The organism is Aeromonas finlandensis (assembly GCF_000764645.1).
In the GTDB taxonomy this organism is placed as follows: domain Bacteria; phylum Pseudomonadota; class Gammaproteobacteria; order Enterobacterales; family Aeromonadaceae; genus Aeromonas; species Aeromonas finlandensis.
In genome coordinates this window covers 1-5,089 of the sequence record NZ_JRGK01000162.1, presented here as the reverse complement: position 1 = coordinate 5,089, position 5,089 = coordinate 1, and the positions used below count along the sequence as shown (strand labels likewise).

3 protein-coding genes are annotated in these 5,089 nt (G+C 55.6%); all 3 read right to left on the bottom strand.

Annotated elements, in window-relative coordinates; all coding sequences use genetic code 11:
* Positions 1-213 precede the first annotated feature (213 nt).
* Positions 214-1,407 (bottom strand): tyrosine-type recombinase/integrase, encoded by a 1,194-nt coding sequence (locus LD28_RS0112000; protein ID WP_033137201.1) that lies wholly within the window; start codon positions 1,405-1,407, stop codon positions 214-216.
* Positions 1,408-1,715: 308 nt separating this feature from the next.
* Complete coding sequence (gene guaA, locus LD28_RS0111995; protein WP_033137200.1) at positions 1,716-3,305, bottom strand: glutamine-hydrolyzing GMP synthase; 1,590 nt, start codon at positions 3,303-3,305, stop codon at positions 1,716-1,718.
* 84 nt (positions 3,306-3,389) lie between these two features.
* On the bottom strand, positions 3,390-4,853 hold the full coding sequence (guaB, locus tag LD28_RS0111990; protein WP_033137199.1) for an IMP dehydrogenase: 1,464 nt from the start codon (positions 4,851-4,853) through the stop codon (positions 3,390-3,392).
* Positions 4,854-5,089: the final 236 nt, after the last annotated feature.

Sequence of the window (5,089 nt, the reverse complement as noted above, 5' to 3'; positions counted from 1 at the left end):
TGGCAACATTGAGGTGTTGGCAGTTGAGGCTGGGGCAAAAGTTAAAATGCTCTGATTCATACTTTCCCCCCCCGTGAAATGATGTGAACTGTTACCCAACAGAGCATTATCACGTGGCAACGTGAATGAAGTCACTGGTTTTCTCAATTCAATTCTGCTTGTGTGAACGTCATCACCATTTAAAATGCAAAAATTAGGTGCGGAATGACGGTTCTACATTGACCGAGTCCATTCATCAATCATATCAGCCCAGTCCTGCAACATCGCAGTGCGCTGCTCGCGATATTCAGCCTTGTTATATACAGCTCTCACGCCCTTTTGCTCATGAGCAAGGCATTTCTCGATCCAATCAGTGTTATAGCCAGCTTCATGTAGCAGGGTGCTAGCCGTGCGTCTCAAGTCATGGGGACCAAATTTGGCGAGCGGCTTGCCTTCTTTCTGTACCAGTGTGTAGGTCATGGTCATCACCCGATTCAGGGTGGCACTGCTCATAGGCAAATCTGAGTCGTAACGGGATGGCAGTATATAGTCAGAGCCACCAGAGAAGGTCTTCAATGCGATCAGGATGTCTAGGGCTTGTCTGGATAGAAACACTAGGTGGGGTGTCCGTCGCTTCATCCGCTCTTTTGGGATGGTCCAAAGCGCCTCGCTGAAATTGATCTCGTTCCAGGTGGCATTGGTCAGCTCACTTTTGCGCACCATGGTCAAAAGCAGCAACTTTACCGCCGCACGGATGGAGGGTGATGTACCTATCCGCCCCATAAATTCATACATAAGCCGGATTTCTGCAGGCGACAATGTTCGATCTCGTGGCTCAAATCTGGCAATGCTCGTTGGTCTAACAAGGTCAGCTGGGTTATCAACTTTCTGTCCTCGCTCGATGGCCCAACGATAAATCTGCAGCACTATGTCACGGGTATGAACAGCCGTTGCAGGAGCCCCTCGCTCCACAATGGCATCTGTCAGCATGCGCAAATCTTCATGGGTGATCTCGGTCAGCTTCTGGTTGCCAAATTTCGTTTCCAACTCCCGTGCATAGACTGAGCGACGCATATCACGGGTGGAGTCGGCCATCTGGTAACCACGCAACCATTTTTCAGCCCAAGCACCAAATGTTTCAGCATCTTTTACCCGAGCCTTTTTACGGGCCTTCTCCTTAGCCGGAGACTTACCGTCGGCCACCATCCGCTTGGCTTCATTCAGCCGCTCGCGGGCTTCAGCCAAGCTGATACCACCGACACCGTAGCGGCCAAAGGTGATCGTCTCTTGCCTACCATTGATCGAGTAGTTGTAACGGAACGAGACCGAACCGGCGGGGGTAACGGCTACATAAAGGCCATCCCGGTCATTCACCTTGTAAAGTTTGTCCCTCGGCTTGAGGTTGCGTAGCTTGGTATCAGTCAGCAAAAGTCTTATCCTTCCTCGAATCCGATACCATGCCAAAAAATCACCCAGAAACTAGGTAATAACAACAATAAAAACAGTTACTTAAAGAAAATAAATACCATGAACATATAGGATCAAGCAGCATGGTATCGGCTATCACTCATGGCATCATGCCTCGATAATACCACCTTGAATGCCATCCTCAAGTGGTGCTTACCTCTGCCATCCGTTGCCAGACCATGCCAAACACAAAAACAAAAAAGCCCATGTAAACATGGGCTTAAGTGTCTATTCATGCCGATTGGTACCAGCTGATGCCTAACGGGTGATCATTCCCATTCGATAGTTGCAGGCGGCTTGCCAGAGACGTCGTACACCACGCGGGAGATACCGTTGATCTCGTTGATGATGCGATTCGATACGTGACCGAGGAAATCGTACGGCAGGTGAGCCCAGTGGGCGGTCATAAAGTCGATGGTTTCGACGGCGCGCAGGGCAATAACCCAATCATATTTGCGGCCATCGCCCATGACGCCGACGGAACGCACCGGCAGGAACACGGCGAACGCCTGGCTGACCTGGTTGTAGAGGTCGGCTTTGCGCAGCTCTTCGATAAAGACCGCATCGGCTTTGCGCAGCAGATCGCAGTACTCTTTCTTCACTTCGCCAAGGACGCGCACGCCCAGACCCGGGCCCGGGAACGGGTGACGGTAGAGCATGTCGTAGGGCAGACCCAGCTCCAGACCGACACGGCGCACCTCGTCTTTGAACAGCTCGCGCAGCGGCTCGACCAGACCCATCTTCATCTCGTCCGGCAGGCCGCCGACGTTGTGGTGAGACTTGATGACGTGGGCTTTGCCGGTCTTGCTGGCGGCAGATTCGATCACATCCGGATAGATGGTGCCTTGGGCCAACCAGCGAGCATTTTTCAGCTTCTTGGCTTCGTCGTCGAACACTTCGACAAAGACGCGGCCGATGATCTTGCGCTTGGCTTCCGGCTCATCCTCACCCGCCAGAGCAGAGAGGAAGCGCTCTTCGGCTTCAACCTTGATGATGTTGAGACCGAAGTGGTCACCGAACATCTCCATCACCTGCTCGCCTTCGTTCAGACGCAGCAGACCGTTGTCCACGAAGACGCAGGTCAGGCGATCGCCGATGGCGCGATGCACCAGCATGGCGACCACGGAGGAGTCGACACCGCCGGAGAGGCCGAGGATCACTTCGTCGTCACCCACTTGCTCGCGGATGCGGGCAACGGCGTCGTCGATGATGGTGGCGGGGGTCCAGAGGCATTCGCAGCCACAGATGTCTTTAACGAAGTGCTCCAGCATGCGGGCACCCTGACGGGTGTGGGTCACTTCCGGGTGGAACTGCACGCCGTAGAAGCGCTTGGCTTCATTGGCCATGGCCGCGTGGGGGCAGGTCGGGGTGCTGGCGATGGTGGTGAAGTCAGCCGGGATAGAAGTGACCTTGTCACCGTGGCTCATCCAGACATCCAGCAGGGCGTTGCCGTTGTCGGCGATGGCATCTTCGATGTTGCGCAGCAGCGCGCTGGTCTTGCCGGATTCGCCCAGCACTTCGACCTTGGCGTAACCGAATTCACGCTCGGTGGAGGATTGCACCTTGCCACCCAGCTGCTCGGCCATGGTCTGCATGCCGTAGCAGATGCCGAACACCGGTACACCGGCGTTGAACACGTACTCGGGGGCGCGCGGGCTACCCGCTTCGGTCACGGACTCCGGACCGCCGGAGAGGATGATGCCGTTGGGGTTGAATTCGCGGATCTGCTCTTCGGTCACATCCCAGGCCCACAGTTCGCAGTAAACACCGATCTCGCGCACACGGCGGGCAATCAGCTGGGTGTACTGGGAACCGAAGTCGAGGATAAGGATACGGTGCTGGTGAATGTCTTTAGTCATTTTATTCCTGCATCAGGCTGATGTTGTAACAAAAAGCATGGGGATAAAAACGGTGTCAAAACGGGGCCGCAGCCCCGTCTTGTATCAGCCCATCCGATAGTTGGGGGCTTCTTTGGTAATGGTCACATCGTGGACGTGGGACTCTTTCATCCCGGCGCCGGAGATGCGCACGAACTCTGCCTTGGTGCGCATGTCGTCGATGGTGGCGCTGCCGGTCAACCCCATGGAGGAGCGCAGGCCGCCCATCTGCTGGTGAATGATCTCTTTGAGGCGGCCCTTGTACGGCACGCGACCTTCGATGCCTTCCGGCACCAGCTTGTCAGCGGCGTTGTCGGTCTGGAAGTAGCGGTCGCTGGAGCCCTTGGACATGGCGCCCAGAGAACCCATACCACGATAGGATTTGAAGGAGCGACCCTGATAGAGCTCGATCTCGCCCGGCGCTTCTTCAGTACCGGCGAACATGGAACCCACCATGACGCAGCTGGCGCCCGCGGCGATGGCCTTGGCGATGTCGCCGGAAAAGCGGATACCGCCATCGGCAATCACCGGAATACCGGTGCCTTCCAGCGCGTCAACGGCGTCGGAAATGGCAGTGATCTGGGGGACACCGACACCGGTGACGATACGGGTAGTACAGATGGAGCCCGGGCCGATACCGACCTTGACCGCATTGACACCGGCAGCAGCCAGCGCCTTGGCACCGGCACCGGTCGCCACGTTGCCACCGATGATCTGCAGATCCGGATAGGCGTCGCGGGTAGCCTTGATGCGATCCAGCACACCCTGGGAGTGGCCGTGGGAGGAGTCGATCAGCAGCACGTCAACACCGGCTTCCACCAGCGCAGCGACACGCTCTTCGTTACCGGCACCGGCACCGACCGCGGCACCCACGCGCAGACGACCCTTGTCATCTTTACAGGCGTGCGGCTTGCGCTCGGCTTTCTGGAAATCTTTAACGGTGATCATGCCCTTGAGTTTGAAGTCGGCGTTCACCACCAGCACTTTTTCGATACGGTGCTTTTGCATCAGGGCAACCACCTCTTCGCGAGGGGCCCCTTCACGCACGGTGACCAGGCGATCTTTCTGGGTCATGATCTGTTCAACGGTCTGGGAGAGATCAATCACGAAGCGCACGTCACGACCGGTGATGATACCGACCAGTACGTTGCCGTCAGTCACCACAGGGTAACCGGCGAAGCCATTCTTGTGGCTCAGCTCCTTGATCTGGGCAATGGTCATGTCGGGGCGTACGGTGACAGGGTCGGTGACCACGCCGCTTTCGTACTTCTTGACCTTGCGCACTTCGGCAGCCTGCTGCTCGATGGACATGTTCTTGTGGATAAAGCCGATACCGCCTTCCTGGGCCAGTGCGATAGCCAGACGGGCATCGGTTACTGTGTCCATTGCAGCGGAGATCATAGGGATGTTCAGGCTGATGGTGGAGGTCAGCTTGGTACGCAGATCGGCAGTATTGGGAAGAACTTCGGAGTGGGCGGGAACCAACAGTACATCGTCGAAGGTTAACGCTTCTTTGGCAATCCTGAGCATGGCAATATCTCACCGTTGAGGAAGTGGGGGTGTAAAATATTGCCGACGAAGTTTACTCACCGATTGGTCACTGGTAAAGAAGTTTTTTGAATTTTTTATGGGGTAGCCCCCTTTTAGCGCGCCAAGAGGCTAAAAACCCAAGATTTTCTCTTTAAAAATGACCGTTTTGTGGCAAAAGAATTGAGTGAATGGGGTCTTATGCAAAAAAGCTCCTGCTCCCTTTTTCCAGCCAGCAG